We start from the raw sequence: 16,268 nt of genomic DNA on the forward strand, positions 1-16,268 counted from the left end.
CTCCTACATAGGTTTGTGCACACCTGTAGGAGCTGCCGAAGGCTGCGATCTTTTTAAACAAAAAGGCCCGCATTGCGCGGGCCTTCTTATTAGCGGTGGAGCAGGGGACTTAACCTGCTACCAACACCCGAATCGCTTCCAGTCGCAGTGCCGCCTTGTCGAGCATTGCCAGGCCTTGTTCGCGTTGTTTACGCAGGGCCACCAGTTCGCTGTCGCGTACGGTCGGGTTGACCGCTTGCAATGCGGTCAGGCGTGCCAGTTCTTCATCGGTATCGGCCGCCAGGCGACGTTGCGCCTCGGCAACACGCTCGGCATGACGCGGGTAGATCTTGTCTTCGCCGGCGTTGATCCGTGGCGTCAGCTGATCGCGCTGGGCCTGGATGAACTTGTTGGCGCTGGCGCGCGGTACGCTTTCGAGTTGATCGTTCAACGTCTCGAACGCAACCCGCGCGGACAGGTCATTGCCATTGGTGTCGAGCAGGCAGCGCAGGGCGGCTGGGGGCAGGTAACGGCCCAGTTGCAGCGAGCGCGGCGCGACCACTTCGCTGACGTAGAGCAATTCCAGCAACACGGTGCCAGGTTTCAGCGCTTTATTCTTGATCAGCGCCACGGCGGTGTTGCCCATGGAACCGGACAGCACCAGGTCCATGCCGCCTTGTACCATCGGGTGCTCCCAGGTAATGAACTGCATGTCTTCACGCGACAGCGCCTGGTTACGGTCGTAGGTGATGGTCACGCCTTCGTCGTCGCCCAGCGGGAAGCTGGCGTCGAGCATTTTTTCGCTCGGCTTGAGGATCAGGGCGTTTTCCGAATGGTCTTCGCTGTCGATGCCAAAAGCGTCGAACAGGGTTTCCATGTAGATCGGCAGGGCGAACTGGTCGTCTTGCTCCAGAATCGCTTCAACCAGGGCTTCGCCTTCGCCGGCGCCGCCGGAGTTGAGTTCCAGCAAGCGGTCGCGGCCGGTGTGCAGTTCGGCTTCCAGGCGCTCACGCTCGGTGCGCGCTTCGTCGATCAGCGTCTGCCATTCAGTGTCGTCGGCCTCTTCCAGCAGCGGCAGCAGGCGCGGGCCGAACTGATGCTGCAAGGCGTTGCCGGTCGGGCAGGTGTTGAGGAACGCGTTCAACGCTTCGTGGTACCACTGGAACAGGCGCTCTTGCGGACTGGTTTCCAGGTACGGTACGTGCAATTCGATGGTGTGCTTCTGGCCGATCCGGTCCAGACGGCCGATACGTTGTTCCAGCAGGTCCGGGTGGGACGGCAGGTCGAACAGCACCAGATGATGAGCGAACTGGAAGTTGCGGCCTTCACTGCCGATTTCCGAGCAGATCAGCACTTGCGCGCCGAACTCTTCGTCGGCGAAGTAGGCGGCAGCGCGGTCACGCTCAAGGATATTCATGCCCTCGTGGAACACCGTGGCCGGAATGCCGGAACGCACGCGCAAGGCGTCTTCCAGGTCCATGGCGGTTTCGGCGTGGGCGCAGATCACCAGCACTTTGGTGCGCTTGAGCATTTTCAGCTGGTCGATCAGCCATTCGACGCGAGGGTCGAATTTCCACCAGCGCTCTTCTTCGTTGGCGTCCGGCTGGGCCTGGAAGCTGACTTCCGGGTACAGCTCGGCATGGTCGCCCAACGGCAGTTCGAGGTATTCATCCGGGCACGGCAGCGGGTATGGATGCAGTTTACGCTCCGGGAAACCTTGCACGGCAGCACGGGTATTACGGAACAGCACGCGGCCGGTGCCGTGGCGGTCCAGCAGTTCACGCACCAAGCGAGCGCTGGCTTCGGTGTCACCGTCGTTGACCGCCGTCAGTAGGGCTTCGCCTTCGTCACCCAGGAAACCATGAATGGTTTTGTGCGCTTGTGGCGACAGGCGCCCTTGATCCAGCAACTCCTGAACGGCCTCGGCCACCGGGCGATAGTTTTCGCTTTCGGCGCGGAAGGCGTGCAGGTCATGAAAACGGTTCGGGTCGAGCAGGCGCAGACGGGCAAAGTGGCTGTCCTGGCCCAGTTGTTCCGGGGTTGCGGTCAACAACAGCACGCCCGGAATGGTTTCGGCGAGTTGTTCGACCAGCGAGTATTCAGGGCTGACTTGATCTTCGTGCCACACCAGGTGGTGCGCTTCGTCGACCACCAGCAAGTCCCAACCGGCTGCGAACAGCGCGTCCTGGGCTTTTTCGTCGTCCACCAGCCACTCCAGGGCAACCAGTGCGAGCTGGGTGTCTTCGAACGGGTTGGAGGCATCGCTTTCGATGAAGCGTTCTTCGTCGAACAGCGCGACTTGCAGGTTGAAACGGCGACGCATCTCCACCAGCCACTGGTGCTGGAGGTTTTCCGGTACCAGGATCAATACGCGATTGGCGCGGCCTGAGAGCAACTGGCGATGGATGACCAGACCGGCTTCGATGGTTTTACCCAGGCCCACTTCGTCCGCCAGCAGAACCCGTGGCGCGATACGGTCGGCCACTTCGCGGGCGATGTGCAACTGGTGCGCGATCGGTTGTGCACGTACGCCACCCAGGCCCCAGAGCGAGGACTGCAACTGGCGGCTGGTGTGTTCCAGAGTGTGGTAGCGCAGGGAGAACCAGGCCAGCGGGTCGATCTGGCCGGCGAACAGACGGTCGCTGGCCAGGCGGAACTGGATGAAGTTCGACAGTTGAGTTTCCGGCAGGGTGACCACTTCGTTTTGTGCGTTGAGGCCGTGGTAGACCAGCAGGCCATCCATGTCGTCAACTTCGCGAACGGTCAGCTTCCAGCCTTCGAAGTGAGTGATGGTGTCACCCGGCGAAAATCGCACACGGGTGAGGGGCGCATTCCGTAGCGCGTACTGGCGAGTGTCGCCAGTGGCCGGGTAGAGCACGGTCAACAAGCGGCCGTCCTGTGCCAGAACGGTGCCCAATCCCAGCTCGGCTTCGCTGTCACTGATCCAGCGTTGCCCCGGTTGATACTGCTGCGCCATGCTGCCTGACTCCCACCTTGAAAAAGCGGGCTATCTTAACGGAATGAGGGCTTGAGGGCCAAAAGACTCTCAGAAAAACTCTCGGCTTTACGTTAGCCCACTAATGCACGGCGCGCGGGCAACGGCACCCTCGAGTGTCAATTGAGTCACAGTTTGCGACCGATGGCTCAAGTCGCCATTACCGCAGCCGACAGCCTGAAGACAGGAGACTAATAAATATGCTGCCACCGATGCTCCCCTTGAGTGCCGTGCCCATCACTTCCCAGCATGACCCGGTCCGTCCGCGTCCGGACATCACGCCGGTGGTGCCGATGCAGGAGAGTTCAACCGACAGCACCATCGACCTGAAAAATCGCGACCCCGAAGAGGCCGTTCTACTGTTGCGTGAGGAACAACGCAAAAAGCAGGAGCGCGAGCGTCGCCGTCGCGAAGCCGATGAAGATCCCGAAGCCCACCTGGCGATTCCCGGCACCGAACTCAATGCCGATAACACCGTGCCGGTGGCGCCGCTGATGGAAGACCAGCCTCGCCAGGGTTTGTGGGTCGATATCCAGATTTGAGGGCGCGGCTGGTCAGCGCCGCCTCCAGACCGCATTATGAGTGCAATCCTGCCGGTTGATACGGCAGCTGAATCTCCTTTCGAACGATGCACTGAACGCCATGAGCCAAGACGACAAGCTGATAGACCTCAACGCCGAACGCGCCAAGCGTGTTCATGACCTTAACGACAAGCGCCTGAACGAAGTGCGTCAGGCGTTCGAACAGGCCATGCCGTTGGGTAAGGCAAAGAAAAAGCCGAAGAACAAACCCAAGAAACGTTGACCCCCACCTGCATCGACTGATGCAGGTCAGTTTTCCCCTTCCTTAGTGCCCGATTCCGGCGCCTCACCCCCGGCAATATTGATCCCGGTCAATATTTTCTCCTGTCTGATTGGTTAACTTAGCTCCATCGCAACAAGGCAACTGCAGGAGACGCGTCATGTTTCTCGACAACGTAGTGATCGCCGGAGTGCTGACCGTCAGCCTCATGTTTGTATTCTTCGCCGGGTTTGGATTTTTTATCTGGAAGGATTCGCACAAGCGGAAATAACCGTAGTTCCTTCGAGATGTAATGAGCACGCAAGGCATTTTAGGCAACTTCGGTTGCCTTTTTTTTTGCCTGCGATTTTTGTTGGGTAAACAAAATACCTGTAGGAGCCGAGCTTGCTCGCGATAGCGATTTAAAGTTCAGCATCAATGCCGAATGGTAAACCGCTATCGCGAGCAAGCTCGGCTCCTACAGGTTTGAGGATATCGTCGGTTATTGCGGCAATAAAAAAGGCGCGGTCCTCACGGAGCGCGCCTTTTTCGTTTGACTGCGTATCAGCTACCCAGTGCCTTCGATGCCAGCCAGAACAGGCCGGCCGACAGGGCAACCGTGGCGGGCAGGGTCAAGACCCAGGCCAGCAGGATGGTTTTGACGGTGCCACCTTGCAGACCGCTTTTGTTCGCCACCATGGTCCCCGCCACACCCGAAGACAGGACGTGGGTGGTGGATACCGGCAGGCTGAAGATGTTGGCCATGCCGATCAGGCTGGCGGTGGTGATCTGGGCCGACATGCCCTGGGAGTACGTCATGCCTTGCTTGCCAATCTTCTCACCGATGGTCAGCACCACGCGCTTCCAACCCACCATGGTACCCAGGCCGAGAGCCAGGGCGACCGCCAGAATCACCCAGAACGGGGCGTATTCGGTGGTGGTGGTCAGATCTTTGCGCAGCTTGTCCAGGTCAGCCTTTTCGCGGGCGCTCAGGATTGGCAATTTGCTGACTTTCTTCGCCGTGTCGTCCAGGCACAGCAGGTAACGGCGTACTTCGATGCGGCTTTCCGATGACAGCGAGTGGTAATCGGCAACGCCTTTCAGGGTGCCGAGCAAGGCATTGATGGTCGGTTCGGTCTGTTGCGGGTTGCAACGGAATTTCTCCGGCAGATCGCCTTCGACGCTTTTGCCCAGGGCCAGGAACTCACCCAGGGAATCGGCATTGCGCTTGTAGAACTGGCTCAAGTGCAGGGTGGCATCGCGGGTACGCTCGATCTGGTAGGTGGTGCTGTTCAAATCGAGAACGAACTGCGCCGGCACGATACCGATCAGCACCAGCATGATCAGGCCGATACCTTTCTGACCGTCGTTGGACCCGTGCACGAAGCTCACGGCCATGGCCGAGATCACCAGCACCAGACGGTTCCAGAACGGGGGGTGTTTCTTGTCGTCGATCTTGCGGCGCTCTTCCGGGGTCTTGTGCATCTTTGACAGCGGACGCCACCATTTAAGGCCGATCAATATAAGTGCGGCAATCAGAAAACCTGCCATGGGCGAGAACACCAGCGAAGCGGCGATATCGATCGCCTTTTGCCAGTTCACCCCATCGGCCAACGGAATTTCGTTGATCAGGGCATTGGCCAGGCCCACGCCGAGGATCGAGCCGATCAGGGTGTGGGAGCTGGAGGCGGGGATACCGAAGTACCAGGTGCCCAGGTTCCAGGTGATGGCTGCAGCGAGCAACGAGAACACCATCGCCAGGCCATGGCCGGTATTCACGTTGATCAGCAGCTCTACCGGCAGCAGGTGGACAATGGCGTACGCCACGCCAACGCCACCGAGCAACACGCCGAGGAAATTGAACACACCGGAAAAGAACACCGCCAGATGAGGGGGCATCGCTTTGGTGTAGATAACAGTGGCTACCGCGTTAGCGGTGTCATGAAATCCATTGATGAACTCGAAGGCGAGGACAAAAGCCAGGGCGAGCAAGAGGCTCACAAGCACCCAAGCATCCAGTCCGCTGAATAAATCGATCATGAAGGTTTTCTGACCCGGTCATAAGGGGGCGCGATTATGCCAGAAAAGACTGTCAATCGATGCACTTGCTGCTCATCGGTAACATTCTTCAATGAAATATTTTGCGGCCGTACCCTCAGCCCCGGTGATTTTTCGGGGAGCGCAAGTCATTGAATTTCATTGAAAACACTGATGCCACAAGGGTTTCAGTCGTTTGGCGGTACGATCTGAATGCTTGTATGAAATTTCTGAAAGGGGAGTCAGATATGAGCCTTTTTACCCTGTCAGATGGGCAAGGTGGCCGCTGCCCGCTGATAGCGGGCGCAGAAGGCAACATTGATACATCCCGCTTTTAACGGGTGTAACCACAGTCCCTTTAAGGAAGGCAAGCCGAAGCGGTCAAGGCTCTTCGGCTTTGAGTTCCTTTTCCATTTTTTCCAGTTCTTGCTTGAAAACCTGGTCCTGAACGGTGGCGCGTTTACGCCAGGGTTTACGTTCCGGTTCGGGTTGGGCGGCGTAGGTGGTGACTTCCCCGCCGTAAACTTCCTTGTAACGTTGTTCCTGGCGCTCAAGTTCCGCGCGCAGTTCGTCTTTCGTCACAGTGCTACCTGTTTGAGTTGAGGTAAATTCTGGTGAATCGCGCTGCGTTCAATGTATTGACCACGCTCGTCGAAAGGACAAGGCCCATGAAGGCATCGTTTACGGCAGAGTGATCAGTACGTCCATGTTGCAGGCGGCTACGGCACCAGAGGTCAATAGCTGACGTAGCATCAAATTCCTGTTTCGGCGAGCGCGTTGGCGATGTAAATGCAGTCCGCGTCGCACGCTTGCCTAGGGCGATGGCGATGAAGTCTCGTGCCACCGGGTAGCGGGATCGGCAGCTATAAAACCGCCTGGCTACTGATTTGTATTATAGCGAGCGAATCAGAGAACACTATCGTTGAAGGGCTAAAAGTAGATATTGGTGTGTGATTGTTTTGTTACTCGTAACTTTTACTGTCAACTAACGCATTGCTGGATGTCACTTAGCAGCGATGCCTTTCTGGCGTCATTAAGTCGAACAACTTAGGTCAACTACATCCATCCTTAAATCTGCATTCAGGCCTGTGCGAATACATATAAGGAGGGAGGCTTGGCCCGATTTTTTGGCGCGCAGGGCGCGTGCAGGAAGGTACAGGCAGTGGATTGCGATTATCGATCAATGGTTCGATAATCGCCCGATCCTGGTGGCTCGGGCTTGTTTGCCGGCCCCATGCCGCTTGTAATAGTCGCTGATCCGTGTGGGAAAAAGGGCCTTATATGAACGATCAACTGCGCAACTCCTTCGCCTCCGTGGCTCCGCCGATCGTCGCTTCGCCCGCCAAGCGGATTCAGGCCATGACCGGTGATCCCGACTTCATGACCTCGCTGGCCCGGGGCCTGGCTGTCGTGCAAGCGTTCCAGGAGCGCAAGCGACACCTGACCATCGCGCAAATCAGCCATCGTACGGAAATTCCCCGCGCCGCCGTCAGACGTTGCCTGCATACCCTGATCAAGCTCGGCTACGCCACCACGGACGGTCGCACCTATTCATTGCTGCCCAAAGTCCTGACCCTCGGCCATGCCTATGTCTCGTCGACACCGCTGGCGGTTTCCGCCCAGCCGTATCTGGACCGCATGAGTGAGCAACTGCATGAGGCCTGCAACATGGCCACGCTGGAAGGGGATGACATCTTGTACATCGCCCGTTCGGCGACCACCCAGCGCCTGATTTCGGTCGACCTCTCGGTGGGCGGTCGCCTGCCGGCCTATTGCACGTCGATGGGCAGAATTCTGCTGGCCGCCCTGGATGACACGTCATTGGGCGAATACCTCGATCACGCCGACCTGCAGGCCAAGACCAGTCGCACTATCCATACGCCCGAGGCGTTGCTCGAATGCCTGCAAGAGGTGCGTCAACAAGGCTGGTGCATTGTCGATCAGGAACTGGAGCAGGGTCTGCGTTCCATAGCCGTCCCGGTGTACGACGCTTCCGGTCAGGTGGTCGCGGCGCTCAACGTCAGCACCCATGCAGGGCGGGTCAGTCGCAACGAATTGGAGCAGCGCTTCCTGCCTGGCCTGTTAAGTGCCAGTCGCGACCTCAGTGCTCAACTGTTTGCCTAAGCTGTTCGATAATCGCACAGAGTCGTTTCTGGTGAATTGACGCTGTTTCCTCCGGATCATTACTGTCGCGGCTGCGCCGGCGTTGGCCGGCCCCCGTTCGACTGTGATCCATGGAATAAAAATAATGAACCAGCCCCAGTCCGCAGTAGGCAACTGCCTCGATGTGCAGTCCTTTATCAATGCTCAACCCATTTCGCGCTACCAGTGGCGCGTAGTGATTCTGTGCTTCCTGATTGTCTTTCTTGATGGCCTCGACACCGCAGCCATGGGGTTTATCGCCCCGGCTTTGTCACAAGACTGGGGCATCGACCGCGCCAGCCTGGGGCCAGTGATGAGTGCGGCGTTGATCGGCATGGTCTTCGGCGCCCTGGGTTCCGGTCCTTTGGCTGACCGCTTCGGGCGAAAAGTCGTGTTGGTCGGGGCCGTATTTTTGTTTGGTGCGTTCAGCCTGGCCTCGGCCTACAGCACCAACGTCGAACAGTTGCTGGTGCTGCGCTTCCTCACAGGCCTGGGGTTGGGCGCCGGGATGCCGAATGCCACCACGCTGTTGTCGGAATACACCCCGGAACGCAAGAAATCCCTGCTGGTGACCAGCATGTTTTGCGGTTTCAACCTGGGCATGGCCGGTGGCGGATTCATTTCGGCCAAGCTGATTCCGGCATTCGGCTGGCACAGCCTGTTGCTGATCGGCGGGGTTTTGCCGTTGATCCTGGCCGTCGTTTTGCTGCTTTGGCTGCCTGAATCGGCGCGCTACCTTGTCGTCCGTAACCGTGGCACCGACAAAGTGCGCAAGACCCTGGCGCCCATCGACCCGGTAATGGTTGCCCAGGCCGCCAGTTTCAGCGTGCCGGAACAGAAAACCGTGAAGGCGCGCAACGTGTTTGCGGTGATTTTCTCCGGCACCTACAGCGTCGGCACCTTATTGCTGTGGCTGACCTATTTCATGGGCCTGGTGATTGTTTACCTGCTGACCAGTTGGCTGCCGACCCTGATGCGCGACAGTGGCGCGAGCATGGAGCAGGCCGCGTTCATCGGCGCGCTGTTCCAGTTCGGCGGAGTGTTGAGTGCGGTGGGTGTAGGTTGGGCCATGGATCGGTTCAATCCGCACAAGGTGATCGGTATTTTCTACCTGCTGGCCGGGGTGTTTGCCTACGCGGTGGGACAAAGCCTGGGCAGCATCACACTGCTCGCGACGTTGGTGCTGGTGGCCGGCATGTGTGTTAACGGCGCGCAATCGGCAATGCCCTCGCTGGCCGCGCGGTTTTATCCGACCCAGGGGCGTGCCACGGGTGTGTCGTGGATGCTCGGGATCGGCCGTTTCGGCGCCATCCTCGGCGCCTGGATGGGCGCAACCCTGCTGGGGTTGGGCTGGAATTTCGAGCAGGTGCTGACGGCGCTGGTGATTCCCGCAGCGCTGGCGACCACGGCGGTGGTGATCAAGGGTGTGGTCAGTCATGCGGATGCGACCTGACAGTTAATTCAGAATCATCGGCGTGTTTGATGGCCTCATCGCGGGCAAGCCACGCTCCTACGGTTTTTCGTCGTTTCCCATGTGAGCGATCGTCAAAAAACCTGTAGGAGCGAGGCTTGCCCGCGAAGCTTTTTGGGTCGATAGGTAAGTAACAATGTGTTCGATAAACGAACACTCAGTCGATTATCGGATTGTTTGGCGTTTTTCACAGGCTTAATCTTCAGTCATTCCGGCGCTGCGCATCGGCGCCTTTTTCGACCACGTTGGTTAATAACAAATGGGAGCCTGCCCCAAATGGCTGAGATTCTTTCGCTGCACGACGCGGTGAAGCAATTCGTGAATGACGGCGATACCGTTGCGCTCGAAGGCTTCACTCACCTGATCCCGACGGCGGCGGGTCACGAAATCATTCGTCAGGGTAAAAAAGACCTGACCCTGGTACGGATGACGCCTGACCTGATCTACGACCAGTTGATCGGTGCCGGTTGTGCACGCAAGTTGATTTTCTCCTGGGGCGGTAACCCAGGCGTTGGTTCGCTGCACCGTCTGCGCGATGCAGTCGAGAAGCAGTGGCCTCACGCGATGGAAATCGAAGAACACAGCCACGCCGACCTGGCCAACGCCTACGTCGCAGGCGCTTCCGGCTTGCCGTTCGCGGTGCTGCGTGCCTACGCCGGTTCCGACCTGCCGAAGGTCAACCCACTGATCAAATCCGTGACCTGCCCATTCACCGGCGAAGTGCTGGCCGCCGTGCCTTCGGTACGCCCGGACGTCACCGTGATCCACGCCCAGAAAGCCGACCGCAAGGGCAACGTGCTGCTGTGGGGCATCCTTGGTGTGCAGAAAGAAGCCGCGCTGGCTGCCAAGCGTTGCATCGTCACCGTCGAAGAAATCGTCGATGACCTAAAGGCACCGATGAACGCTTGCGTCCTGCCGACCTGGGCCTTGAGCGCGGTCTGCCATGTACCGGGCGGTGCGCATCCGTCCTACGCCCACGGTTACACCGAACGTGACAACCGTTTCTACCAGGCCTGGGACCCGATTGCCCGCGACCGTGACACCTTCACCGCGTGGATCAACGAATACATCCATGGCAGCGCTGACTTCAGCGAGTTCCAGGCCAAACTGGCCGCCGCTTCGGAGGCGAAGTAATGACTTACACCACCAATGAAATGATGACCGTCGCCGCTGCCCGTCGCCTGAAGAACGGCTCGGTGTGCTTCGTGGGCATTGGCCTGCCATCGAAAGCGGCCAACCTGGCGCGCCTGACGTCCTCGCCGGATGTCGTGCTGATCTACGAGTCGGGCCCGATCGGTGCCAAGCCGAGCGTATTGCCACTGTCGATCGGCGACGGCGAGCTGGCGGAAACCGCTGACACCGTAGTGCCAACCGGTGAGATTTTCCGCTACTGGCTGCAGGGCGGTCGTATTGACGTCGGTTTCCTCGGCGCTGCCCAAGTCGACCGTTTCGGCAACATCAACACCACTGTGGTCGGTGATTATCACGCGCCGAAAGTCCGTCTGCCGGGCGCCGGCGGTGCACCGGAGATTGCCGGTTCCGCCAAGAGCGTGCTGATCATCCTCAAGCAATCGGCGCGTTCGTTCGTCGACAAGCTCGACTTCATTACCTCGGTTGGCCACGGTGAAGGCGGCGATTCGCGCAAGCGTCTCGGTCTGCCAGGCGCAGGTCCGGTGGGGATCATCACCGACCTGTGCACCATGGAACCAGAAGCCGGCACCAACGAATTCGTTGTCACCGCACTGCACCCGGGCGTGACCCGCGAGCAAGTGGTCGCTGCCACCGGTTGGCCGATCCGCTTTGCCGACAGTGTTGCCGTCACCGCCGAGCCGACTGAGGTCGAGCTGACCGCGCTGCGTGATCTGGAAGCCCGTACCGCTGCAGCCCACGGCCAAGCCCCTGGAGAAGCGTGATGCGTGACGTTTATATCTGCGACGCGATTCGCACCCCCATCGGCCGCTTCGGCGGCGGCCTTTCGACGGTGCGTGCCGACGACTTGGCCGCCGTGCCAATCAAGGCGCTGATGGAGCGCAACCCGAGCGTGGACTGGGCAGCCGTGGACGAGGTGTTCCTCGGCTGCGCAAACCAGGCCGGTGAAGACAACCGCAACGTGGCGCGCATGGCGCTGCTGCTGGCCGGTCTGCCGGACACCATTCCGGGCGTGACCCTCAATCGCCTCTGCGCTTCGGGCATGGATGCCATTGGCACCGCGTTCCGCGCCATCGCCAGTGGCGAGATGGAGTTGGCGATTGCCGGCGGCGTCGAGTCGATGTCCCGCGCGCCGTTCGTGATGGGCAAGGCTGATGCTGCGTTCTCGCGCAATATGAAGCTGGAAGACACCACCATCGGCTGGCGCTTCATCAACCCGTTGATGAAAGCCCAGTACGGCGTGGATGCGATGCCGCAAACCGCCGACAACGTGGCCGATGACTACAAGGTCTCCCGCGCTGACCAGGACGCCTTCGCCCTGCGCAGCCAGCAACGCACCGCCGTCGCCCAGGCCGCCGGCTTCTTCGCCGAGGAAATCGTCGAAGTGCGCATTGCCCATAAAAAGGGTGAGACTGTGGTCAGCCAGGACGAACATCCGCGCGCCGACACCACCCTGGAAGCCCTGACCAAACTCAAACCGGTCAACGGCCCGGACAAAACCGTCACCGCCGGCAACGCGTCGGGCGTGAACGACGGTGCGGCCGCCTTGATCCTGGCTTCGGCCGAAGCGGTGAAAAAACACGGTCTGACCGCTCGTGCCAAAGTGCTGGGCATGGCCAGCGCCGGTGTTGCGCCACGGGTAATGGGCATCGGTCCGGTCCCTGCGGTGCGCAAGTTGACCGAACGCCTGGGTGTGGCGGTCAGCGATTTCGACGTGATCGAACTCAACGAAGCCTTCGCCAGCCAAGGCTTGGCGGTGCTGCGTGAACTGGGCATCGCGGACGATGCGCCTCAGGTCAACCCGAACGGTGGCGCCATTGCCTTGGGCCATCCGTTGGGCATGAGCGGTGCGCGTCTGGTCCTGACCGCGCTGCATCAGCTTGAGAAAACCGGTGGCAAGAAAGGGCTGGCGACCATGTGCGTCGGTGTCGGTCAGGGTCTGGCTTTGGCGATCGAGCGCGTCTGACCTTGTTTGAAGGTGGTGTTCTATGAATATTGAGAACACCACAATTCCTGTCGGAGCGGGCTTGCTCGCGAAGAGGGCGTGTCAGCCGCTATTAATGTTGCTGACACACCGCCTTCGCGAGCAAGCCCGCTCCCACAGGGGATAGGTGTTTGAGATTCATCTGCGGAACGGGACTGTTGCAAAGTATGTCTAGACTCTCACTGTCCCCATTGAGTGAAAAACAATGACAACACCAACAGCTACACCCGCGCTGTATACCGGCGAAGAGCGCAGAAAACGGATTTTTGCCATTGTCGGTGCCTCATCCGGCAACCTGGTCGAGTGGTTTGACTTCTACGTCTACGCCTTCAGTGCGCTCTATTTCGCGCCGGCCTTTTTCCCCTCCGACAACCCCACCGTTCAGTTGGTAAATACGGCGGGTGTGTTTGCCGCCGGGTTCCTGATGCGCCCGATCGGCGGCTGGATCTTTGGTCGTGTCGCGGATCGGCACGGGCGTAAGAACTCGATGCTGATTTCGATCTTGATGATGTGCTTCGGCTCGTTGCTGATCGCTTGCCTGCCGACTTACAGCAGCATCGGCATCTGGGCACCGATCCTGTTGCTGTTCGCCCGTTTGCTCCAGGGCTTGTCCGTGGGCGGGGAGTACGGCACCACGGCCACTTATATGAGTGAGGTTGCCCTCAAGGGCCAGCGCGGTTTCTTCGCCTCGTTCCAGTACGTGACGCTGATTGGTGGACAATTGCTGGCGGTGCTGGTGGTGGTGATCCTGCAGCAGTTCCTGTCCGAAGAGGAATTGCGTGCCTACGGCTGGCGGATTCCGTTCGTGGTCGGTGCGTGTGCGGCGTTGGTTTCGCTGTACCTGCGTCGTTCGCTGAAAGAAACCACCAGCAAGGAAATGCGCGAAAACAAGGACGCCGGCAGCATCGGCGCGTTGTTCCGCGACCACAAAGCCGCCTTCATCACGGTGCTCGGCTACACCGCCGGTGGCTCGCTGATTTTCTACACCTTCACCACGTACATGCAGAAGTACCTGGTGAACACTGCCGGCATGCCCGCCAAGACCGCCAGCTACATCATGACCGGCGCGCTCTTTCTCTATATGTGCATGCAGCCGTTGTTCGGCATGCTCGCCGACAAGATCGGCCGGCGTAATTCTATGCTCTGGTTTGGCGCCCTCGGGACGTTGTGCACCGTGCCGATCCTGTTGAGCCTGAAAAGTGTCGGCAGCCCGTTTGTGGCCTTTGTGCTGATCACCCTGGCCCTGGCGATCGTCAGTTTCTACACCTCGATCAGCGGCCTGGTAAAAGCCGAAATGTTCCCGCCGGAAGTGCGCGCACTGGGCGTCGGCCTGGCGTATGCGGTGGCGAACGCGATTTTCGGTGGCTCGGCGGAATACGTGGCCCTGAGCCTCAAGGCCGGCGGCATGGAAAACTCCTTCTACTGGTACGTGACGGTGATGATGGCGATTGCCTTCCTGTTCAGCCTGCGCCTGCCGAAACAAGCCAAATACCTGCACCACGACCTTTGATCCATACGCGGGCCCTGAGTGGCCCGCGTCTCCAGGGACTTTTTATGAACCAGCGACCGGGCAATCAATTGTTCGATGTCTATTTCACTGCCCGCGATATGCGTGAGGTGTTCTGCGATCAGGGCCGGGTCCAGGCCATGCTCGACTTCGAAGCGGCGCTGGCCCGGGCCGAGGCGCGGGTCGGATTGATTCCGCAGAGCGCCGTGGCCCCCATCGAAGCCGCCTGTCAGGCCGGGCATTTTGATTTCGCCGCCCTCGGTGAGGCGATTGCCATTGCCGGCAATTCGGCGATTCCGCTGGTCAAGGCGCTGGGCAAGCAAATCACGGCAACCGATGCCGAGGCCGAACGGTATGTGCATCTGGGCGCGACCAGCCAGGACGTGATGGACAGCGGTCTGGTGCTGCAATTGCGCCGGGCGCTGAAACTGATCGACAACGATCTGGCGCAGTTGGGTCAAACCCTCGCCGCCCAGGCCCAACGCTATGTGGCCACGCCACTGGCCGGGCGTACCTGGCTGCAACATGCGACACCGGTGACGTTGGGCATGAAGATCGCCGGTTGGCTGGGTGCGGTGACCCGCAGCCGCCAGCGCTTGCAAGAGCTCAAGCCGCGCCTGTTGGTGCTGCAATTCGGCGGCGCCTCCGGGACCCTCGCGGCCCTCGGTGACAAGGCGATGCCGATTGCCCAGGCATTGGCCGAAGAGTTGCAGCTGGCGTTGCCCGATCAACCGTGGCACACCCAGCGTGATCGTTTGGTGGAGTTCGGCTCTGTTCTGGGGTTGATCGCCGGCAGTCTTGGCAAACTCGGCCGTGACATCAGCCTGTTGATGCAGACCGAAGCGGGCGAAGTGTTCGAACCCTCGGCGCCGGGCAAGGGCGGGTCATCGACCATGCCGCACAAGCGCAACCCGGTGGGCGCGGCGGTGCTGATCGGCGCGGCGACCCGCGTACCCGGCCTGCTCTCGACCCTGTTCAGTGCCATGCCCCAGGAGCACGAGCGCAGCTTGGGCTTGTGGCATGCCGAATGGGAGACCCTGCCGGAGATTTGTTGCCTGGTGTCCGGCAGCCTGAAGCAAGCCTTGTTGGTCGCCGGCGGATTGGAAGTGGATGCCGAGCGCATGGCACGCAACCTCGATTTGACTCAGGGCCTGGTGCTCGCCGAAGCGGTAAGCATTGTTCTGGCTCAGCGGGTAGGGCGCGACACCGCGCATCATCTGCTGGAGCAATGCTGCAAACGCGCCGTGGCGCAGCAGCGTCATCTGCGCGCGGTGCTCGGCGACGAGCCACAAGTGACCGCCGAACTGTCGGCACAAGAACTCGATCATCTGCTGGACCCCGCGCATTACCTCGGCCAGGCCCGTACCTGGGTCGAGCGAGCGGTGGCTGAACATTCTGCATTGACTGCTTGAAGGAGATTGCTGTGGCTTTCGTACAACTCGCCGATGGCGAACTGCATTACCAACTCGATGGCCCGGTGGATGCGCCGGTGCTGGTGCTGTCCAACTCCCTGGGTACCGACCTGCACATGTGGGACGCGCAAATCGCCGCATTCAGCGAGCATTTTCGTGTGCTGCGTTTCGACACCCGTGGCCACGGCCAATCGCTGGTGACACCGGGGCCGTACAGCATCGAACAACTGGGCCGCGACGTGCTGGCTCTGCTGGATGCGCTGCACATCGAACGTGCGCATTTCTGCGGGCTGTCCATGGGCGGGCTGATCGGGCAATGGCTGGGCATCAATGCCGGCGAGCGCCTGAACAAACTGATCGTGTGCAACACCGCGGCGAAAATCGGCGATCCGTCGATCTGGAACCCACGTATCGAAACCGTGCTGCGCGACGGTCCGGCGGCCATGGTCGCCCTGCGCGATGCATCGATTGCCCGCTGGTTCACCCCAGACTTCTCTGAAGCCAATCCGGCGGCGGCCAAGCAAATCACCGACATGCTGGCGGCCACCTCGCCAGAAGGCTACGCGGCCAACTGCGCGGCGGTGCGCGACGCCGACTTCCGTGATCAATTGTCCTCGATCAAGGCGCCGCTGCTGGTTATCGCCGGGACTCAAGACGCGGTCACACCACCGTCCGGTGGGCATTTCATTCAGGAGCATGTGCCGGGCGCCGAGTACGCCGAGTTCTATGCCGCGCACCTGTCCAACGTCCAGGCCGGCGCTGATTTCAGCGAACGTGTAGTGGCCTTTTTGACGGCTCGTTGAGGAAAATCC

The 16,268-nt window shown here is 60.0% G+C and carries 14 protein-coding genes; 11 read left to right on the forward strand and 3 right to left on the reverse strand.

What is annotated here, in order from left to right; genetic code table 11:
* Positions 1 to 109: 109 nt before the first annotated feature.
* Positions 110 to 2,956, reverse strand: coding sequence for an RNA polymerase-associated protein RapA (rapA, locus tag ABTV22_RS06565; RefSeq protein ID WP_433739100.1), 2,847 nt, complete (start codon positions 2,954 to 2,956; stop codon positions 110 to 112).
* Between the two features lie 218 nt (positions 2,957 to 3,174).
* Here rapA and ABTV22_RS06570 point away from each other — a divergent pair, with 218 nt between their 5' ends.
* The 3 genes from ABTV22_RS06570 to ccoM all read left to right on the forward strand — a co-directional run bounded on the left by ABTV22_RS06570 (position 3,175) and on the right by ccoM (position 4,046).
* Complete coding sequence (locus ABTV22_RS06570) at positions 3,175 to 3,516, forward strand: aspartate-semialdehyde dehydrogenase (RefSeq protein WP_433739101.1); 342 nt, start codon at positions 3,175 to 3,177, stop codon at positions 3,514 to 3,516.
* A 100-nt stretch (positions 3,517 to 3,616) separates the two neighbouring features.
* Entirely contained in the window at positions 3,617 to 3,778 is a 162-nt protein-coding gene (locus ABTV22_RS06575) for a hypothetical protein (protein ID WP_008016476.1), read from the forward strand.
* Between the two features lie 157 nt (positions 3,779 to 3,935).
* On the forward strand, positions 3,936 to 4,046 hold the full coding sequence (ccoM, locus tag ABTV22_RS06580) for a cytochrome c oxidase subunit CcoM (protein ID WP_433739102.1): 111 nt from the start codon (positions 3,936 to 3,938) through the stop codon (positions 4,044 to 4,046).
* 272 nt (positions 4,047 to 4,318) lie between these two features.
* On the opposite strand, the gene ABTV22_RS06585 is transcribed toward ccoM, so the two are convergent.
* Complete coding sequence (locus ABTV22_RS06585; RefSeq protein WP_433739103.1) at positions 4,319 to 5,794, reverse strand: inorganic phosphate transporter; 1,476 nt, start codon at positions 5,792 to 5,794, stop codon at positions 4,319 to 4,321.
* Between the two features lie 378 nt (positions 5,795 to 6,172).
* Entirely contained in the window at positions 6,173 to 6,373 is a 201-nt protein-coding gene (locus tag ABTV22_RS06590) for a hypothetical protein (RefSeq protein ID WP_008056863.1), read from the reverse strand.
* Positions 6,374 to 7,072: 699 nt separating this feature from the next.
* On the opposite strand from ABTV22_RS06590, the gene pcaR reads away from it, so the two are divergent.
* The 8 genes from pcaR (at position 7,073) to pcaD (ending at position 16,259) form a co-directional block, all read left to right on the forward strand.
* Positions 7,073 to 7,915 carry a pca regulon transcriptional regulator PcaR gene (gene pcaR, locus ABTV22_RS06595; protein ID WP_338585136.1) on the forward strand — a complete coding sequence of 281 codons (843 nt, stop codon included), beginning with the start codon at positions 7,073 to 7,075 and terminating at the stop codon, positions 7,913 to 7,915.
* A 124-nt stretch (positions 7,916 to 8,039) separates the two neighbouring features.
* On the forward strand, positions 8,040 to 9,386 hold the full coding sequence (locus tag ABTV22_RS06600; RefSeq protein WP_433739104.1) for an MFS transporter: 1,347 nt from the start codon (positions 8,040 to 8,042) through the stop codon (positions 9,384 to 9,386).
* A gap of 294 nt (positions 9,387 to 9,680) precedes the next feature.
* Positions 9,681 to 10,538, forward strand: coding sequence for a CoA transferase subunit A (locus ABTV22_RS06605; protein ID WP_433739105.1), 858 nt, complete (start codon positions 9,681 to 9,683; stop codon positions 10,536 to 10,538).
* Positions 10,538 to 11,317: a CoA-transferase subunit beta gene (locus ABTV22_RS06610; RefSeq protein WP_433739106.1), complete on the forward strand. Its 780-nt coding sequence runs from the start codon at positions 10,538 to 10,540 to the stop codon at positions 11,315 to 11,317. Before ABTV22_RS06605 ends, ABTV22_RS06610 begins: the two co-directional genes overlap by 1 nt.
* Complete coding sequence (gene pcaF, locus ABTV22_RS06615) at positions 11,314 to 12,519, forward strand: 3-oxoadipyl-CoA thiolase (RefSeq protein ID WP_433739107.1); 1,206 nt, start codon at positions 11,314 to 11,316, stop codon at positions 12,517 to 12,519. Before ABTV22_RS06610 ends, pcaF begins: the two co-directional genes overlap by 4 nt.
* Positions 12,520 to 12,742: 223 nt before the next feature.
* Positions 12,743 to 14,047, forward strand: a complete 1,305-nt coding sequence (locus ABTV22_RS06620) for an MFS family transporter (RefSeq protein ID WP_433739108.1) — start codon at positions 12,743 to 12,745, stop codon at positions 14,045 to 14,047.
* 44 nt (positions 14,048 to 14,091) lie between these two features.
* A complete protein-coding gene (locus tag ABTV22_RS06625; protein WP_433739109.1) occupies positions 14,092 to 15,456 on the forward strand; it encodes a 3-carboxy-cis,cis-muconate cycloisomerase in 1,365 nt (454 codons plus the stop codon).
* 11 nt (positions 15,457 to 15,467) lie between these two features.
* Entirely contained in the window at positions 15,468 to 16,259 is a 792-nt protein-coding gene (pcaD, locus tag ABTV22_RS06630; protein ID WP_433739110.1) for a 3-oxoadipate enol-lactonase, read from the forward strand.
* Positions 16,260 to 16,268: the final 9 nt, after the last annotated feature.

Origin of the sequence: Pseudomonas putida (genome assembly GCF_050990305.1) — a bacterium.
Lineage (GTDB): Bacteria > Pseudomonadota > Gammaproteobacteria > Pseudomonadales > Pseudomonadaceae > Aquipseudomonas > Aquipseudomonas putida_AH.

What these genes read in the sequence shown, in the direction of transcription:
- ABTV22_RS06570 (WP_433739101.1), top strand. Translation starts at nt 3,175, where the DNA reads ATGCTGCCACCGATGCTCCCCTTGAGTGCCGTGCCCATCACTTCCCAG.
- ccoM (WP_433739102.1), top strand. Translation starts at nt 3,936, where the DNA reads ATGTTTCTCGACAACGTAGTGATCGCCGGAGTGCTGACCGTCAGCCTC.
- ABTV22_RS06575 (WP_008016476.1), top strand. Translation starts at nt 3,617, where the DNA reads ATGAGCCAAGACGACAAGCTGATAGACCTCAACGCCGAACGCGCCAAG.
- ABTV22_RS06625 (WP_433739109.1), top strand. Translation starts at nt 14,092, where the DNA reads ATGAACCAGCGACCGGGCAATCAATTGTTCGATGTCTATTTCACTGCC.
- ABTV22_RS06610 (WP_433739106.1), top strand. Translation starts at nt 10,538, where the DNA reads ATGACTTACACCACCAATGAAATGATGACCGTCGCCGCTGCCCGTCGC.
- ABTV22_RS06600 (WP_433739104.1), top strand. Translation starts at nt 8,040, where the DNA reads ATGAACCAGCCCCAGTCCGCAGTAGGCAACTGCCTCGATGTGCAGTCC.
- pcaR (WP_338585136.1), top strand. Translation starts at nt 7,073, where the DNA reads ATGAACGATCAACTGCGCAACTCCTTCGCCTCCGTGGCTCCGCCGATC.
- ABTV22_RS06585 (WP_433739103.1), bottom strand. Translation starts at nt 5,794, where the DNA reads ATGATCGATTTATTCAGCGGACTGGATGCTTGGGTGCTTGTGAGCCTC.
- ABTV22_RS06605 (WP_433739105.1), top strand. Translation starts at nt 9,681, where the DNA reads ATGGCTGAGATTCTTTCGCTGCACGACGCGGTGAAGCAATTCGTGAAT.
- rapA (WP_433739100.1), bottom strand. Translation starts at nt 2,956, where the DNA reads ATGGCGCAGCAGTATCAACCGGGGCAACGCTGGATCAGTGACAGCGAA.
- ABTV22_RS06620 (WP_433739108.1), top strand. Translation starts at nt 12,743, where the DNA reads ATGACAACACCAACAGCTACACCCGCGCTGTATACCGGCGAAGAGCGC.